This window comes from Agarivorans sp. B2Z047, assembly GCF_023373605.1.
GTDB lineage: Bacteria > Pseudomonadota > Gammaproteobacteria > Enterobacterales > Celerinatantimonadaceae > Agarivorans > Agarivorans albus.
In genome coordinates, this window is the sequence record NZ_CP088080.1 from 1,626,788 (window position 1) to 1,642,279 (window position 15,492).

At 44.3% G+C, this 15,492-nt stretch carries 18 protein-coding genes and 2 pseudogenes; 9 read left to right on the forward strand and 11 right to left on the reverse strand.

Going from position 1 to position 15,492, the window contains the following annotated elements; translation table 11 throughout:
• Window positions 1-160: 160 nt before the first annotated feature.
• From LQZ07_RS07435 to LQZ07_RS07460, 6 genes are all read left to right on the forward strand, one after another.
• Entirely contained in the window at window positions 161-1,258 is a 1,098-nt protein-coding gene (locus LQZ07_RS07435; protein WP_152779897.1) for an alkene reductase, read from the forward strand.
• A gap of 746 nt (window positions 1,259-2,004) precedes the next feature.
• A complete protein-coding gene (locus LQZ07_RS07440; RefSeq protein WP_152779895.1) occupies window positions 2,005-2,310 on the forward strand; it encodes a hypothetical protein in 306 nt (101 codons plus the stop codon).
• A 111-nt stretch (window positions 2,311-2,421) separates the two neighbouring features.
• Window positions 2,422-2,655 (forward strand): hypothetical protein, encoded by a 234-nt coding sequence (locus LQZ07_RS07445; protein ID WP_152779893.1) that lies wholly within the window; start codon window positions 2,422-2,424, stop codon window positions 2,653-2,655.
• Window positions 2,656-2,768: 113 nt separating this feature from the next.
• Window positions 2,769-3,215 (forward strand): hypothetical protein, encoded by a 447-nt coding sequence (locus LQZ07_RS07450; RefSeq protein ID WP_152779891.1) that lies wholly within the window; start codon window positions 2,769-2,771, stop codon window positions 3,213-3,215.
• An 88-nt stretch (window positions 3,216-3,303) separates the two neighbouring features.
• Window positions 3,304-3,669, forward strand: a complete 366-nt coding sequence (locus tag LQZ07_RS07455) for a hypothetical protein (RefSeq protein ID WP_152779889.1) — start codon at window positions 3,304-3,306, stop codon at window positions 3,667-3,669.
• Window positions 3,670-3,728: 59 nt separating this feature from the next.
• Window positions 3,729-4,175: a hypothetical protein gene (locus LQZ07_RS07460; RefSeq protein ID WP_152779886.1), complete on the forward strand. Its 447-nt coding sequence runs from the start codon at window positions 3,729-3,731 to the stop codon at window positions 4,173-4,175.
• Window positions 4,176-4,236: 61 nt separating this feature from the next.
• Here the strand turns inward: LQZ07_RS07460 and bluB are convergent.
• The 6 genes and pseudogenes from bluB to LQZ07_RS07490 form a co-directional block, all read right to left on the reverse strand.
• Window positions 4,237-4,890, reverse strand: a pseudogene (bluB, locus tag LQZ07_RS07465) (5,6-dimethylbenzimidazole synthase).
• A gap of 397 nt (window positions 4,891-5,287) precedes the next feature.
• Window positions 5,288-7,204 (reverse strand): monovalent cation:proton antiporter-2 (CPA2) family protein, encoded by a 1,917-nt coding sequence (locus LQZ07_RS07470; protein WP_016400958.1) that lies wholly within the window; start codon window positions 7,202-7,204, stop codon window positions 5,288-5,290.
• Complete coding sequence (locus LQZ07_RS07475; protein ID WP_016400959.1) at window positions 7,201-7,824, reverse strand: NAD(P)H-dependent oxidoreductase; 624 nt, start codon at window positions 7,822-7,824, stop codon at window positions 7,201-7,203. The genes LQZ07_RS07470 and LQZ07_RS07475 overlap by 4 nt, the downstream gene beginning before the upstream one ends.
• A gap of 126 nt (window positions 7,825-7,950) precedes the next feature.
• Window positions 7,951-8,208 (reverse strand): YdcH family protein, encoded by a 258-nt coding sequence (locus tag LQZ07_RS07480; protein ID WP_016400960.1) that lies wholly within the window; start codon window positions 8,206-8,208, stop codon window positions 7,951-7,953.
• A gap of 108 nt (window positions 8,209-8,316) precedes the next feature.
• On the reverse strand, window positions 8,317-9,255 hold the full coding sequence (gene yegS / locus LQZ07_RS07485) for a lipid kinase YegS (protein ID WP_249483581.1): 939 nt from the start codon (window positions 9,253-9,255) through the stop codon (window positions 8,317-8,319).
• 106 nt (window positions 9,256-9,361) lie between these two features.
• A pseudogene (locus LQZ07_RS07490) lies at window positions 9,362-9,574 on the reverse strand (VF530 family DNA-binding protein); the annotation flags it as partial.
• A 313-nt stretch (window positions 9,575-9,887) separates the two neighbouring features.
• Here LQZ07_RS07490 and LQZ07_RS07495 point away from each other — a divergent pair.
• The 3 genes from LQZ07_RS07495 (at window position 9,888) to LQZ07_RS07505 (ending at window position 13,203) form a co-directional block, all read left to right on the forward strand.
• Window positions 9,888-10,793, forward strand: coding sequence for a hypothetical protein (locus LQZ07_RS07495; RefSeq protein ID WP_152779885.1), 906 nt, complete (start codon window positions 9,888-9,890; stop codon window positions 10,791-10,793).
• 70 nt (window positions 10,794-10,863) lie between these two features.
• Window positions 10,864-11,043: a hypothetical protein gene (locus LQZ07_RS07500; protein ID WP_016400965.1), complete on the forward strand. Its 180-nt coding sequence runs from the start codon at window positions 10,864-10,866 to the stop codon at window positions 11,041-11,043.
• Between the two features lie 585 nt (window positions 11,044-11,628).
• On the forward strand, window positions 11,629-13,203 hold the full coding sequence (locus tag LQZ07_RS07505) for a polysaccharide lyase family 7 protein (RefSeq protein ID WP_152779883.1): 1,575 nt from the start codon (window positions 11,629-11,631) through the stop codon (window positions 13,201-13,203).
• Window positions 13,204-13,277: 74 nt separating this feature from the next.
• On the opposite strand, the gene LQZ07_RS07510 is transcribed toward LQZ07_RS07505, so the two are convergent.
• From LQZ07_RS07510 to LQZ07_RS07530, 5 genes are all read right to left on the reverse strand, one after another.
• Entirely contained in the window at window positions 13,278-13,769 is a 492-nt protein-coding gene (locus LQZ07_RS07510) for a DUF962 domain-containing protein (protein ID WP_249483583.1), read from the reverse strand.
• A gap of 101 nt (window positions 13,770-13,870) precedes the next feature.
• Entirely contained in the window at window positions 13,871-14,125 is a 255-nt protein-coding gene (locus tag LQZ07_RS07515) for a DUF3081 family protein (protein ID WP_152779881.1), read from the reverse strand.
• Between the two features lie 20 nt (window positions 14,126-14,145).
• Entirely contained in the window at window positions 14,146-14,547 is a 402-nt protein-coding gene (locus tag LQZ07_RS07520; RefSeq protein WP_016400969.1) for a thiol-disulfide oxidoreductase DCC family protein, read from the reverse strand.
• A gap of 12 nt (window positions 14,548-14,559) precedes the next feature.
• Window positions 14,560-14,991 carry a DUF3429 domain-containing protein gene (locus tag LQZ07_RS07525; RefSeq protein ID WP_152779879.1) on the reverse strand — a complete coding sequence of 144 codons (432 nt, stop codon included), beginning with the start codon at window positions 14,989-14,991 and terminating at the stop codon, window positions 14,560-14,562.
• 85 nt (window positions 14,992-15,076) lie between these two features.
• On the reverse strand, window positions 15,077-15,391 hold the full coding sequence (locus tag LQZ07_RS07530; protein ID WP_016400971.1) for a hypothetical protein: 315 nt from the start codon (window positions 15,389-15,391) through the stop codon (window positions 15,077-15,079).
• Between the last annotated feature and the right edge of the window lie 101 nt (window positions 15,392-15,492).

Consider the following 15,492-nt stretch of genomic DNA (forward strand, 5'->3'; position numbering starts at 1 on the left):
TTTAGAGTATGCGGAGTTGCCGAGAAATTGGCAACCATCGCGCTAAATTGGGCGCTAAGCTTATTTGCCGCCAGTGCAACATTAATTTGTTGTTTTTGATCTAAATAGATAACGGATCAGTTGCTATTATGCTGTTAGCAAATGACTAGGAACCTCACTCATGACCACATCATTGTTTGATACAATAAAGCTTGGTACTCACACCCTAAATAATCGCATCGTTATGCCACCTATGACTCGCTCTCGTGCTACTCAGCCGGGCGATGTAGCAAATCAAATGATGGCCAGCTACTACGCACAACGTGCCAGCGCTGGTTTAATCGTATCCGAAGGCACTCAAATCTCGCCAATGGGTAAAGGCTATGCTTGGACACCGGGCATTTATAGCGAACAACAAGTTGCTGGCTGGAAAAAAGTCACCGATGCTGTTCACGCTAAAGGTGGCACTATGTTCGCCCAGCTCTGGCACGTAGGGCGAGTGACCCACCCAGACAATATTAACGGCGAACAGCCAATTTCATCTTCTGCTATTAAAGCCGAAAATGTAAAAGTGTTTATTGATAATGGCAGCGAAGAACCAGGTTTTGTAGACGTAGTCACCCCGCGTGAAATGACTCAACAAGACATTGATGAAGTTATTCAGCAGTTCCGCCAAGCAGCGCTTAATGCCATTGCCGCAGGCTTTGATGGCATCGAGCTTCACGCCGCCAACGGTTACTTGATTAACCAGTTTATCGATTCAGAGTCTAACCAACGCAGCGATAAATACGGCGGTAGCTTAACCAACCGTCTGCGCTTTTTAGATGAAGTAGTTGCTACCATGGTAGACGCCATTGGCGCCGAGCGAGTAGGCGTGCGCCTAGCTCCGCTCACGACTTTAAATGGCACCGTAGACGCCAAGCCAGAAGAAACCTACACCGCCGCTGCTTCGCTGCTAAATAAACACAACATTGTGTATCTACACATTGCTGAAGTAGATTGGGACGACGCGCCAGAAACGCCAAAAGCCTTTAAACAAGCGCTGCGCGATGCCTTTAAAGGTGTACTTATTTACGCTGGTCGTTACAAAGCGGATAGCGCCCAACAAGCTATTGATGAAGGCCTCGCCGATATGATTGGTTTTGGCCGCCCCTTTGTAGCAAATCCCGATTTACCCGCACGCCTAGAGCATGGTTATCCGCTGGCCGAACACGATCCAAACAGCCTGTTTGGCGGTGGCGAAAAAGGCCTAACGGATTACCCAAGTTATAAGGCCTAGTTGCTAGGGTTTTGGTATAGGAGCCAGTGAGTGAATAGACGCGCTAGCTGGCTTTTTTGGGGGGAATAGCTATTACATCCCTTTGGTTTTAGGGGATTTCGCCTATCGGCGACGTCATAAGTTTTGCTCAGCTAAAGCTTACGAAGCAAAAAGAAAGGTCGCCCTGCATTATCTTATTTCTTCGTTACTCAGTGCCAAGCGCGCCTGCGCAACTCGCTGCGCTCAAAAAATACTCGGCTTAATCGTTTGGCACTTGCGTGACTCGGCGATAATGAAGGGGGGAGGGAGTAGCTTACTATCGATTATGGTGTTTAGTTTCGCCTGTCGGCGACGTCATTTTCTTTGAACAGCCAAAGAAAACGAAGCAAAAGAAAGGCTGCCCCGCATTATCTTATTTCCTCGTTACTCAGTGCGAAGCGCGCCTGCGCAACTCGCTAGGCTCAAACAATGCTCGGCTTAATCGCTTGGCACTTGCGTGACTCGGCGATAATGAAGGGGGTGATTTGCTCCTTGATACACTCCTGCTATTCGAAGCTTTATTATCCTTTGATTACTGAACAAAAGTGAGCTAACTCAAGTAAATAGCACTTTGTTGATTAAATTGTTATTTGCAGGGTGTTGTTACTATATGATTAAACGACGTTTTTCTAGCGCTTGTTGGTGCTTGCGTTTTATGAGGGGCTGCCTTGTAAGGTAGGCCACGTTTGCAAGGTCGCTGCAATCAAATGTTATAACCCAAGGAAGGTATGAAAGCGTTAAGTAAACCCAGAGCAACAGCATACATAGTATGTGTACTCATTTTACCGGTCGTCATTTCAGCGAGCTTTAAGTTAGCGAACACCGGATCAATTGGGCCAATTGTATTTTGGTATTCGTTGCTCTCATTTCCGGTACTGGCTTTTCTGCTATTTTTCATATTTAGTGAGCGACCTGGCGGTCGTGTAGCCGTTTTACTGAGCGTTGTAACAGGTCTAGTGTTCTCAGCATTGCTGCTGAACTTCTTCATGTGGGTAACTTGGTTGTTTGGGGGCAATGATTATCAGGCTATGTAACTTGGGTTATAACAAGTTGCTTAAAGAAAATGTCGGTGAAAGGCGTTGGCTCGGATGCACAAACTGCGCACGCCCGTTAACAAAGCGTTAAATGTTCATAGGAGGTGAACATTGAAATCATGGTTTATTATTTTGGCTGGTTTGTGGTCAACATGGCACTTCATGGAAATCGAGTCTGAGAACGGGTTTTTCAGTGTGTTTCTTCCAATCCTATTTGGATTTTTTGTTCTTGCCTTAGTGATAAAGCTTGCAGGTGCTTCAGGTAACGGCGGCGGTTATTGTGGCGGTGGCTTTGGTAGTGGAGATTCAGGCGGTGATTCGGGTGGTTGTAGCGGTGGTGACTGAAGCTACACATTTGACAGTCGCACCTAGCGGAGCAATTAAAGCTGCCTCGTAGCTATATGTAATTGTTTGCTATAGGCCGGCATTATGTTTGTCTCGAAGGATTGAGTATTTAAGTGTCAATTAAAAAAGTGTTAACTATTTCTTTATGCGTCTTTTTTAGTATTCCTACCTTAATAGGAATAGGTTCATCAATTGAAGTTGAATATGTCCAAGCAGGCAATTCACATCCATTTCGTTCTCTTGTTGGAGAAGAGTGCAATCTTAGAAAGTCTTGGTATGTATATGGCTGGGCGTCTTTTGACAACACTAAAGAAATAGGAAGCTATCAACTTCGAGAAATAGATAGCACTTCAAGTCGTTATATTCTTTCTAAAGAAAAACTCGCTACAAATACTCAGATAACGGTAAAGGACGTGTATCTGTCTGATAGCCTATTTATGAACGAGGTAAGGTTACACCTTGCTGTTGAAAATTATCCTCATACGGTGCACCTAAACATAGGTAATATTAAAGAGTTTTGTAGATCACACATGGAATTACTGGTGTCAGAGTCAAATTAGTTACTTAAATAATTAGCCATTATTCATCGGGTTTTGTATTCGGTGCTCTTGGTTTTACAGAGTATACACAATCGGAGGTTTAGTAATAATGACCAAATTGGTTAACGAAAAATGGACTTTTTCATCTTTGGGTATTTGGAGAAAAATCTTATTGATATTGATTTGGCTTAGTACATCAGTGCTGATTGCTGGGGCTTTAATTTGGTTGATTGCCCCAGAAATAATGGGAGAAGAACTTGGATACTCTGTATGGGTGTTGATCGCTATGGTTTCAATTGTCTTTGTTTATTCACTATGGATTCATACTGCTGTTGTTCAGCGAAAGACAGGCCAACTCATAGCTATTGGTATTGTTCAGATCATTCCTCTGGCTAACCCTATTGGTGCACTATTCATTTTCTTAGCTTACTTTACGAGTAAAAGAGAAGTTAGTGGCCAAATGCCACGCTTATAAAAGGTGGCTGCGTTAAATTAAGTGTAAATGCTCAACAATTTAGATGACAAGGATGTTTGGTGAGTAAAAGGTATGTATTAGTTCCTCCCAAAGGAGTGAAGCTTGATCTTGATTCTGTCGAACAAAAATTGGTTATCACTCAAGATATACCTATTAAAAAGATGGGCCCTAGGCTTTGCCACGTAAGTGGGAGAATATATAACACCATCGATCCGGTTGAGTCAGCAGTTGCAGAGGGAGAGTGCTTAAGTCGAATTCATCACCCGTTAACCCCACGCTGGGTAAAGCGAACGTCACAGCTAATATTTGGGCCTTTTATTGTATTAACCGTTGTGCAATTAGTGATTACGCTTTTCACAATGTCTCGACCTGGTAGTTTTATAGAACTAACTTTCATCTTATTGGTCTTTGTTTTTACCTTTATCGTCTTGTGGGTGTATTGGGTAGTTTTTGTTAGTGGTCCCAAAAATAAAAGGTGTCAGAGTGAATTTAAATCAATTGATTGAAGACGATAGCGAGCTTTTACTGATGTGTTGTGGTCTAACACCAGATAGGCAGTTACCTTGTTTACTTAGATTTATCTGACCATTGCTCGTGATGAACCAGCTGGTTTAAGTTCTCTCGCTCTAGCCAGCCAAATTGCTCCAGTTCTGGTTTGTCTTCAAAGCCGGATACATAGCCGATACACAGGTAGCCAATAATTTCTAAACGCTCTGGAATGGCTAAGGCTTCTCGCAGTACTTCGTCGTGAATAATGCTTACCCAGCCTAGGCCAAGGTTTTCGGCGCGGGCGGCTAGCCACATGTTTTGAATAGCACATACGGTGCTATATAAATCCATTTCTGGTTTTATGGTGCGGCCTATTACTACTGGGCCGTTGCGCTCACGGTCGCAGGTAACACAAATGCCTAAGGGCGCTTCCAAAATGCCTTCAAGTTTAAAGCTTTGGTAAGCCTCGCGTTTGTCATCAGAAAACTGTTTGGCAGACTCTTCGCTAGCGGCTTGGTAGCCTTATTTAATCGCTTGTTTGGTTTGCTGTTTACTTACCAAAATGAAGTCCCAAGGTTGGCTAAAACCTACGCTGGGCGCGTGGTGAGCTGCGGCTAGTATGCGTTGAATAACCTCGTCACTTATCGGGGTACTTAAGAAGTCTTTGCGCGCATCGCGGCGCGAGTAGATAACTTTGTAGAGAGCGTCTCGTTCAGCTTGGTTGATATGCATACTGCGCTTAATATCAAAAATTTGCCCTATTAAGCCTTAAGCGAAGATTGACTGCAACGCTTAGCAGCCAGCTTTTACCGCTTAAAAACAAACAGCCCCATGGCTATTGCTATGGGGCTGTTTGTATTAGGGGCTGTTGATCTTTGCTGATGGTTTTTGCAGCAATTTATTAGCCATTTAGGCAAGGCAGTGAGTGTGCAGTTAAGTGGGCTTAATAATCACTCGCTAACGCTGAATTAATGGCTAATAAATGCTGCCCGAAGGGTTCGGATAAGCGAACTTTACTCTTTGTTAAGCACTTCTTGCTTAGCCCACTAGGCTTCTAAGTGCTCGCCGCGATTAAAGCCCGCTTATCTCGAACAGAATTTCAACACCAAAGATCAACAGACCCTAATGACTATTGCTTAAAGTCGTCTTGATAGCTTTTAGGTGGCGGTGTCCAGCCGCGTTCGGTAAGCGAGTGACCGTCGCTGCGATCTTTGCTCATGGCTTTGCCTAGTAACTCTTCTAACTGCAAAAACAGTTCGCGGTAGTCGTTGCTAAAGCGGTTGTCTTCGTTACCCGCTAACCAAGTTTGGTAGAGCTTTTCTTTATTGTCTTTTTCTATTTGGTCAAACGCGGCTTTAAGCTGTTCAGACTTAAAGGGATGAAAGCCCAATTCGTTAAGTGCTCGGCCACCCATTTCTAGTGCAGAGTAGTAGGCCTCGGTAATTATGTGATCGGCACCTAAGCTGCGCAGTTCGTAAGCATGGCCGCGGTCAAACGCCCGCACCATTAAACGCACATGCGGGTGCGCGTGTTTTACGTATTTAACGATGTCGCGCACCTTCTCTTTATCATCGATGGTAACCACCATAAGCTTGGCTTCTTCTATCCCCGCTGTATGCAGTAGGTCTGGTTGGGTGGCATCGCCAAAGTAGCTTTTAATGTTAATTTTACGCATTAACTCTACTTGGCCCGCTTGGTGGTCGAGCACCACGGTTTTAATGCCGTTGGCCACTAAAAAGCGGTTGATGATTTGCCCAAAACGACCAATGCCCGCAACAATTACCGTGCCTTTTTCATCAATTTCATCGGGTTCTTGATGATTCTCGGAACGTTCGTAACGTGGCAAAATCACTTTGTCATAGAGTATGAACAGGCTCGGTGTTAAGAACATTGAGAAGGCCACAACTAACGACAAGATTTGTGATAAGTCATGCGGAATAACATGGTTTTGCACAGTGTAGTTAAGCAGTACAAAGCCAAATTCACCGGCTTGGGCCAAGCTAAGGGCAAATAGCCAACGGTCGCTGTTTTTAATCTTAAAGATAATTGCCAAAACAAATAAAATGGTGGCTTTGATTAACATAATGGCTAAAGCCATGGCGATAACTTTACCCCAGTGCAATTGCAATACGCCAAAGTCGACACCCGCACCCACTGTAATAAAGAACAAGCCTAACAGCAGCCCTTTAAAAGGCTCGATGGTTGATTCTAATTCATGCCTAAACTCACTGTTGGCGAGTACCACGCCAGCTAAGAATGCGCCCAAGGCAGGCGATAAACCTACCAAGCCCATTAGCGCTGCGATACCAATAACCAGCATTAAAGTGGCGGCGGTAAAAATTTCGCGAAGCCCAGAGCTAGCTACATAACGGAACAGAGGGCGACTAAGGAAATGGCCACCAACCACTAAGGCAACAATGGCCACAACCACCACAATGGCGTAGGCCCAACCAGGCAGGTGCGCCACTAGGTTTAAGCTATCGCCGTGTTCTGCGGCTGCTTCACCCAGTTTTTCGGATAAGGCCACGAGCTCTGGCAAAGCTAGCAAAGGAATAAGCGCTAGCATGGGGATTACTGCAATATCTTGAAACAGCAATACCGAGAAGGAAGATCGCCCTCCATCGGTTTTACCTAAACCTTTTTCGTTAAAGGTTTGCAGCACAATGGCGGTAGAGGAGAGCGAGAATATTAAACCAACCGCCAAAGCGATCGACCACTGCAGCCCAAAAGCTAAGCAGGCTAACATCACTACCAAGGTGGTGATACCTACTTGCAAGCCGCCAAGGCCAATGAGTTTATGGCGCATATTCCAGAGCATTCTAGGCTCTAGTTCTAGGCCTACCACAAATAGCATCATCACTACGCCAAACTCGGCGAAGTGTTGGATAGTGGCGGTTTCGGCGCCTACCAAACCTATCACAGGGCCAATAATTACCCCTGCAATTAAGTAGCCTAATACCGAGCCTAAACCTAAACGCTTGGCCAGTGGCACGGCCAGCACGGCAGCAATTAAGTAAACAAAGGCTTGCAAGAAGTAACCGGTCATAGCAACTCCTTAATAAGGTCAATATTTTGCACATCTAGCTTGGCTAAGCCTGCAGCAAGTTCAAAATCGAGTTGGTTGTTTACTAATGCGTTAAGTAGCTGAGTCCAATCTTCTAAATGCTTTTTGTCGCGACTTTCTTCGGCCGCGGTACGAGAGCTAAATAGGGTGAAAGGTGCAAGGTAGCGCATACCAATTAGCGAGGCAGTTTGCTCCAATGGGTGCAGTAATTCACGAATAGTAAAATGGTTATAACCCTCTTTTCTATAAGCCGCTTCTGCACCGCCTGCGGTAATAGCACAAAGCAATGTTTTACCGTGCAGCATGGTGCCGTCGTGCCCATAAGCAAATCCGTATTCCAGCACTAAGTCTTGCCATTCTTTTAAAATGGCTGGGGTGGAGTACCAATAAAGTGGAAATTGCATAATTACAATATCGTGCGCGAGTAAGCGTTGTTGCTCTTTGTCTACGTCGATTCGAAAAGTAGGATACTCGCGATATAAATCTATGGCGGTTACACCATCTATTTTACTGGCAAGCTTGAACATAGGCTTATTGATTTCGGAGCGATCTTGCGACGGGTGCGCAAATAGCAGTAATACTTTATTTTTCTGCTTTGGCATTGGTAATTCCTTTTAGCCTTGCATGACAAGCGACAATAAAAACTAGTTCCAATATAGGTAGTTTTAGCAACAAGGTTCAAGTAAAAGCGAATAAAATTAACTTATTAGCTTTACTCTTTTTAGTCACTACTCTGCGGTTGCTGTATTGGCTTGTGACAAAATGCTAAAGATTTGCTGTTTGAGTTGAACGCGTTGTAGCTTCATTTGCATGAAGTATTGGTCTTCTGCGGGAACTTGCGTGGCTTCTAAGCCGCGTATTTTATGGTCGAGTTGATGGTAGCGCTTAGCCAGCGAATTAAAATCGCTGTCTGCTACTTTAAGTTGATGAATTCTCTCCCGATGTTCCGGAAACTCGAAAATAAGCGCGTGGTTTTCACCTAACATGTTTGCCTCGTTAGCTTGCTGGCCTACCTTTCAGCTTAGTCGAAACTCGTTAAGCTAGGGCAGTTAAGCAAGCCTTAGAGGCTAAAAAATTAGCTGCTAGTCCGCCCTTTAAGGCATTAAACAAGGACAAGAGCCGGCCACTATTAGCGGCAAAGCATTGGGAACAACGTCAAAGCGCGCGTGGTTAAATTTATGCGGTTCGCCGTCGAGGTTGGTGGGAATAAACTGCTCAGATTTGGTTTCTAACCAAGGCGTTTGCCAAGAGACAACATAGTCGGCATTTATTTGTTCGCCATTACCAAAGGCTGATGCTTCTTGCAGTACTTGGCTTAGCGCGGTAGCGGGAAAATCTCGAACTAAACAAATATCCATTAAACCATCGTTTAGGTAGGCATTGGGCCCCAATACTTGGCCGCCGCCAGCCTGCTTACCATTACATAAGGCGCCAATGATGATACCGCCAGAAAATTGTTTATCGGGGCTATTTATCTCGCCGATATAAGGTTTAAAGTTTAGCGCTTGCACAATGCCAGAGAGGGTATAAGCGCCACCCCCTAAAAAGTTTTTAAGCTCAACTGGGGTTTCTGCGGTGATTTGGGCGCCAAAACCTGCGGTGAGTACGTTCATAAAATAGAACTTTTGCTGATTTTCTAAATCGGTCGCTTGGATTACATCAACCGCTTTGGCGCTGTTTGATAATGCAAACTCGAGCGCTGCTAAGGCGGTATCGGGGATTTGGCAGGCAGTGGCAAAGTCATTGGCTGTGCCAAGTGGCAATACGCCTAGGCTTGGGCGTTGCTCTGCGGGGTATTGCATAAGCGCAGAAACTACCTCTTGCACCGAACCGTCACCACCACCAATAACTAGTTTTTTATCTGGTGAGCTCCAACCTTGCTGGTGGGCCTCAGCGACTAAACGTTCAACGTCTCCACCTTCCCAGGTGACTCGTACCTGAATGTTGTGCCCTTGCTTGCGCAGTTGTTGCACGGCTTCGCGTATCTCGGGCAGGTGAGCTTTCTTTCCGTTGAGTATTAGTCGAAGTTCCACAATTAGCCTCTATTTAGTAATCAGCAACTTAGCTGTTTTATTACTATATGCTCGTTTAGCTTTGCTCGCTAGCGACAAGGTGTTAAGCGGTGCTAAAAACTTATGCTAAGCCTTTCATTCGTAGGTATAAACGTTCTACTTTGTCACGTGCCCACTGAGTTTTACGTAAAAACTTAAGGCTAGATTTAATGCTTGGGTCGTGGGTGAAACAGCGAATGGTAATGCGCGCGCCTAATTCTTCCCAACCATAAAATTCAACCAGTTCTTCGAGAATACTTTGGAGAGTTTTGCCGTGCAGGGGATTGTTTACTTGGGTCATGTTGAAGCCTATTGTTTTCTAACCGAGTAATTGTATCAGCTTCAATTAGTCACAGCTAAAGCTATTGTACCAAGCGTACTAAGTACCTGTTCATTCTATCTGGTTCAAATACTCGATAATTGCGATAGAACTTTTGATTGTAGAATAACTGCTTATCGAAAAATCCTGCCTTATTCTCGAGCATTTTTCATGCGTTGTTTCTGATCACTTACTTAGTGTGATTGGTATTAATGGTTTTGCCGCGGTTTACGCAGACTCGGCTCTAGAGATAGGTTATGGTTATGCGAGAAGAATCAACGGGAAAATGGCTTAAATGGAAGGTTTTTTACGCTTTGTTCGAATACTCACTGCCTTGGGGTTGTTTGCACTAGCCGCAGCGATTGTATTTTTTACCTTAGAACTTCGCCAAGTGCGGATCCAATTGCCGAGCATGTTAGAGCAGGTGGATAGTACTGCTCAGCGGGTTGACCCAATTGTGGCGCAAATCGCAGAGCTACAAACCTTTATTCCGCAAATTATTGAGCAGAGTGAAGGTTACCAAGAATTGATCCCCGATGTATTAAGCCGAGTTGATGACATCAACGCTCAACTGCCTTTAATCATTGATGAAGTTGCCGCAATTAGCCAAGCCATTGAACCGGTATTAGAGCAAACAGAAGCGTGGCGCGAAGAACTGCCGGGGATCCTCAAGCGAGTGGATGAAACCAACACTACGGTGCGTGGAACCAATAAAGAGATTGCTAAAGTGGTGCCACAAGTGCCGCTTATTTTGGCAGAGAGCGAGGCCTTGAGGATTGAAATCCCCGAAATGATTGCCAGTGCCGATGATTTAGTGAGCAAAGCCGAAGATGCAGGTAAAGAAGCCAGCAAAGGTTTAGTGACTGGTTTTGTAGGAGGAATACTAACCTCACCGTTTAATCTAATTGGTAGGATTGGCGACAGTACTACAGAGCGTTTAGGCCTTAAGAGCACTGACAGTATTACTGATGAAGATCGAGATGAATACGAACAAGCCATGAAGAAGCTGATGAAGCAGCCAAAACAAGGTGCTAAGGAGCAATGGAGTAATCGCAAGTCTGGCAACAGTGGAGTGATTACCATTAAAGCCTTGGCGATGCAGGGTGGGGTGCAGTGCTATCAGTTTGTTAGCGATTTTGTCATTGCCGAAGGTGAAGATAAAGGCGAGCACCAGCTCACAACAGAAGCTTGTGATAACTAAATAGCAAATTTTACTAAAGAAAAACTCAGTATTGCCGCTATAGGCTTGATGTCCAGGAATAGGAGGTAGAATGGAAATCAGTGGAGCAAGCACTTCGCAATCAATGGAAGTGATTTCAGCCAAGCTGGCGAAAAGTCAGCAAGAGCAAGACGGTAAAGCGGTGCAAGAATTAGTGGCCGCAGCTGACGTACCAGAAGCCGCACCTGCGACTAGAGCTGGACTAGGCGAAAACATAAATATAAAAGTGTAAATAGACTAAGCCGCATTTGCGGCTTATTTTTTATCTTCGTCTTCAACGCTTAAGTTGTCATACATAAAGCCTTTTCTCCCTAGTAGACTACCCTGTAAATATCGAACTTCCAAAAACCGTAGACCTCCTCTTTGTTAGGTAACTGGTAAATTGAAGTGCTGGCATCACTACTACAATCATCACGGTGCTTGACTCAAGCAAAATAGGGCGCATCATTTTTGGTGAAATCGCCGACTATAAACCGCTGAAGTAGAACAGACCCATACAAGCGCAAAGGCTGTGGCCAATCTCAAATGGCAACTTGAATCGCCTAGGAAACGGGTAAATATGTGCTATTTTTTTGAACATAGATCACTATTGCGGACCGCAGGATTAGATCTTAATCGCATTTATCAACATTCATATATATTTGTATTATTAAATTATATTATCTTTATGGTTCATTAGATTTGAAAACGCTCTCGTATAGGGTTTCAGATAATGTGGAAACGGAGATAGCTGTAATTTCCACGTCAACACACAGCACTGAGTCGATTATATAAAAAACTATATAGTTGATTTATACAACATTAGGTGAATGGATACATGAAACATATCTATCTTAAAAGCTTGTTAGCAACTTCTGTTTTTTTAGCCGTAGGCTGTACATCAACTTCTACTCCTGATTCTGTTGAAAAGTTTACGAATAACAAAGAAACAGGTGAAGCTCTATTAACGCCAGTAGCCATTACTGCAAGTAGCCATGATGGTAACGGCCCTGACCGTTTATTCGACCAAGACATTACAACGCGTTGGTCTGCCGCCGGTGATGGCGAATGGGCAATGCTAGACTACGGCTCAGTTCAAGAGTTTGATGCTGTTCAAGCAGCCTTTAGTAAAGGTAACGAGCGTCAGTCTAAATTTGATATCCAAATGAGTGTTGACGGTGAAAGCTGGACCACTGTTTTAGAAGCTCAAGAGAGCTCTGGTAGAGCCCTTGGTTTAGAGCGTTTTCAGTTTGAGCCTGCGGTAAATGCCCGCTACGTAAGATATGTAGGACACGGCAACACCAAAAATGGTTGGAACAGTGTAACCGAACTAGCAGCCGTTAACTGTAGCATTAACGCTTGTCCATCAAGCCACATCATTACTAGTGCAGTAGTTGCAGCTGAAGCTTCAATGATTGCAGAAATGAAAGCTGCAGAGAAAGCACGTAAAGCAGCACGTAAAGACCTTCGTTCAGGTGATTTTGGTGCGCCAGCCGTATACCCTTGTGAAACCACAGTAACGTGTTTGCGTTCTGAGCTTCCTCCAACTCCGGCTTTACCAGAAACGCCGCTACCAGGTAACGCGCCAAGCGAAAACTTTGACCTGTCTTACTGGTACTTATCGCAGCCTTTCGACCACGACAAAAATGAACGCCCAGATGACGTGTCTGAATGGAACCTTGCAAACGGTTATCAGCACCCTGAGATCTTCTATACAGCAGACGATGGTGGTTTAGTATTCAAATCATACGTGAAAGGGGTTCGTACCTCTAAAAACACTAAGTATGCGCGTACCGAGCTTCGTGAAATGCTACGTCGCGGTAACATGTCGCATAAAACTAAAGGTGTGAACAAAAACAACTGGGTATTCTCAAGCGCTCCAGAAGCAGACTTAAAAGCTGCCGGCGGTATTGATGGCGTTCTAGAAGCTACCCTTAAAATTGACCACGCCACCACTACTGGTGCTGCTAACGAAGTAGGTCGCTTTATTATTGGTCAAATCCACGACCAAAACGATGAGCCAATTCGTTTGTACTACCGTAAGCTACCAAACCAAGCAACTGGTGCAGTTTACTTTGCTCACGAAAGCCAAGACGCTACCAAAGAGGATTTTTATCCGCTAGTAGGTGATTTAACGGCTGAGGTTGGTGAAGATGGTATCGCGCTAGGCGAAGTATTTAGCTATCGTATCGAAGTGGTTGGCAATACCATGACTGTTACCGTTTCTCGAGAAGGCAAAGAAGACGCTGTTCAGGTAGTAGACATGAGCGACAGTGGCTACGATGTTGGTGGTAAGTACATGTACTTTAAAGCTGGTGTTTACAACCAAAACATCTCTGGCGATTTAGATGATTACTCTCAAGCAACCTTCTATAAGCTAAAAGCAACTCACGATAGTTACACTGAGAAATAAGCTTTAGTTATCGCTTTGTTTAAAAATACCCCGCTCTAAAGCGGGGTATTTTTTTGCTTACTAAAGCTTACGGCTTATTTTTGTTGGTAATCTAAACCTAGGTAATCGAATACAAAACCCATCAACCACAGCGGACCTATTAGTAGGTACTGAATATCTTCAAGAAATGAAGGTTTAGCGCCTTCTATTTTGTGACCGATAAATTGGCCAATCCAAGCGACAACGAAGATTATTAGGCTCACCTGCCATATGGCAATTGGGCTAAATTGAGTAATCAAATCACAAACTAAAAAGCAGCTTACAGTAAACAGCGCCATGGCTAAGCAAAGGGGTTTAGATAAGCTGAAGTAAAAGACGTGAACCGGTATGGCTAGCAAGCTGGCTAGATTGAGCCAACATAGCGCATTACTGTTGGCAGAGTTCGTTCCTGGTAGGGGAACTGACCACAACAAGCCCACAATGCTAAAGTAGATGGCAGGCACCATAAACCAGTGGATGGCCTTGTTTGTAGGATGTTGATGGCTACGCGCATATTCCTTAAACCATTGCTGGACTGGCTTCGACACAATAAGCTTCCTGCTCACTTGTTAAAAAACTGTTACTGTAGCAGTTGGAGCTCTGACCAGTAACCTTGGAGTGTTAGTTTGCGAGCTAGATCTCGCAGCATTCACTGTTCGTCAATAAATTTGAGCTGTTTGATAAAGCCTTCAATCGCTTTGTCGTCATGACTAGAGAACTGGTACTTGTTATGAAAAAACACGCTTAGCTCAAGCTGGGAGTTAGCAACAACAATGGTATAACCGTCCCAGTCTGAACTGGCACTTAGGCCTTCATACAAGTAGTGTTCTTGCTGTTTTTTTCCTAAGCGACAAATCTTTTCATAGACCCGAAGTACTAAGTTGACATCGATTAGTCGTTGCATCTTAAGGCTGCCCTTGTTGGTCAATCAAACTGTTTGCCCACGCCGCAGCTTTGTTCATCACAGCGCTCTTTACCGGTTAACAGCTTAGATATTTTGAAGCGGTTTTTGGCAAAAACCAAATAGGCTTTGTCGGATACTTTGCGCAATAAGGGCGTGCGTAACAGTTGTATCCAAGGTTTCTGATTGACCAAGCCCCACGCTTGCGCGGTAACGTCTAAGCCTAGCAGCAAGGTGCCTTCTTCTGTTTCCGCATGCAGTATGTCGCTGGCTTCGGAGCGGTCAATATGTGGATATTTGCTGGTGAAATCTGCTTGATTAATATCTTGCAGCTCAATGAGTTGGCGATGGTCAAAAAACTTGAGTTGACGCATTTCCTCTGCGCAAAGTGGGCATTGGGCATCATAAAAAATTCGTAATTGCATATAGGCTCCAGATTACTGATGACTAAGAACCACAAGGTGGCAAAGTACCACTACTGTGGTGAGTTTAAAGCGCATAGATTGGTAGCGTTTACCTAATCGACTCGAATTAGCACTGTGCCATTCGCAGTAGTAAAGGTAGCTAAAAGCACAGGCTAATATCGTGAGTGCAAAAGTTGGAGAGTTAATGGCCAAGCAAACAAAACCTAGCACGGTAAGGGCATTGCTTATAAATAACTGAGCTAGGCCAAATGCATTTCCCGAGACGGTTTGCGCCCATAGGCTACCGGACAAAAAACACAAAATGCTGACGCTGTAATACAAAAATAATTGGGTAGGCGATGGGCCCGTATTTGTTGCTCCAAATACTACCGCCAATGCCAAAGCGATAAAAACACTTAAGCCAGCATACCCGAGTAACTTGTAGTTTCGTTGTAAACTTTCCAAACTTCCACCTCATCGAACGCTTATTAGTAAAACGCATTAAGGTGGCAATTAGATCGCTTAACTAGGCTCTAAAGATAAGCAGCCCCTAGTTGTTACTGGCAGATTTATCTAATGGCAATACGTTGCAGAACAAGTCCTTCTCGTATTGTTTTTCTAGGTGTTCACGCCAGTTTCGTTGGCTTATTGGCACTAGGTAGAATGTTTCTCGATTGGTGTCGGTAACAAAAGCCATACCGTGGGGCATCAGCTCATAATGAATATCGTGTACAAAACTTAACGAAAAGCTTTGCCGACCAGTAAGGTGATTGATGTCTTCTCGTGATAAACACACCCCTTTTTTGTCTTCGCCAAAGCGATCTCGTAGCCAGCTTGAAAACTGTTTAGCGCTAATCATTGTCATTGGAAGCGCCTCCTTAGGTTTGGGTGAATTTTGAACAATTAAACATTAAAGTTATAGCAGAACAATGGGAGGGTGAGATGAGTAAGCCTAGGAAGGTGTGC